We start from the raw sequence: 1,430 nt of genomic DNA, 5'->3' as shown, positions 1-1,430 counted from the left end.
CACTAATGAAGCACTTCCCATGCCTAACAAATATATCATCGAGATGGTTTGCGACTGGCGTTCTTTTTCAAGGAAATGGGGGCGAAAGGTTAAAGAATCAACGCTAGACTTTACTGAAAAGATAGTGATACACCCAGATACAAGAAGAGCACTTGAGACAATTATGATGAACAAAAGGGAAGTTCGACCCCCAAAGTCAACCGAGGGAGAAGCAAAGCCATTCAACTAATGTAAGAACGATAGTTAAACAGTGAAGGGCTGCCGCGTGGCAGCTCTTCACCCCGCTAACGGATAGGATACTTCCAATATCTGTTATAATTATAGGGAAAATGCTTGGTCTACCAAAGGAGTTTAAAAACAGAAAATTTCAATTTTGGTTTTATATATGTTAGATAAACCATTAAAACCGAGGGACGGGCAGTATAGCATAGCATTGACGCTGATAAGGGTGGGTTTGTTATTGAGGATTCGGCTTAAAACCAATCGATTGCAATGATAATGTATTCGATAGCAAAAATGAGTTTAATATGCAACAAGTCGAGGCTGCCGCAAATAGGCAGTCTCGTTACGTTAAACGGTAACTTCCAATATGTTTAATAGTTTTTGTTTTATATTGAAGTGGAGGTACTGATAATATAAAACAGAAGTCTCAATTAACCGCAAGCAAAGTCTGAGTACKGAGCCTGCATTCATTGAGAGAGCTCATTATTGCTATGGAACCGCGCTGTTGAATAAAACTTTTAACTGATTAAAACTAGAAATTGATTCTATCTATTCTACAACTGAACAATCTGGACTACATTTGACGCTACGTATATATCTATAAATTGAGGGCAAAATATAAATTTGAAGGTGAGGTTTGAGTGAAGGGATCGGTGAATGAAACCGTGTACGATTACATAAAGGAGCAGTTGAGTGTCAACGATGATTTCTTCCAGCAGGAAGAAATCATTTTTGGGTCCCAGATTCTACTATGGGGAATGCGTTCGATGATCGATGTTCCCCGAACTATTGCTAAATTATCAATTGAAACGAAAACAGAACAATCTGGATCACAAAGTGGATTAAGTGGTCTTCATGGGGAATGGCAAAAAAATCCGCAATCCGTCGTCACTTCAATTCTCTCAGGAAAACTCGCGCTTTTTGATCCTAAAACATCAGCATGTTTAATTATTGCACCCATTCCAAAGCAACTAAATCGCTCCGTTCAAGCGCCTAGCAGTGAAAGTGTCATTCAAGGGACAATGGCCTCTTTTATTGAAGATCTGGATTCAAATATAGGGATTATTCGGGAACAGCTCAGATCGAATCTACTAAAGGTCAAGATTCATGAAGTCGGAACAACTCGAAAAACGAACGTAGCAATTGTTTATCTCGAAGAATTTTCGGATCGAAAGTTAGTTCAGCGAGTAGAGGAACAAATACGCAAC

At 39.0% G+C, this 1,430-nt stretch carries 2 protein-coding genes; both read left to right on the top strand.

Annotation, left to right across the window (positions count from 1 at the left end; translation table 11 throughout):
* Positions 1 to 229, top strand: a 229-nt coding sequence (locus AC1DUA_RS37460; protein ID WP_477504549.1) for a DUF5662 family protein, incomplete at its 5' end; no start/stop codon positions are given.
* A 646-nt stretch (positions 230 to 875) separates the two neighbouring features.
* A partial coding sequence (locus tag AC1DUA_RS37455; protein ID WP_477504548.1) for a spore germination protein occupies positions 876 to 1,430 on the top strand: 555 nt, incomplete at its 3' end.

Source organism: Paenibacillus sp. 01T422 (assembly GCF_056398785.1).
Note: the sequence above shows the minus strand (reverse complement) of the source record. Positions and strands in the feature narration are given on the sequence as shown.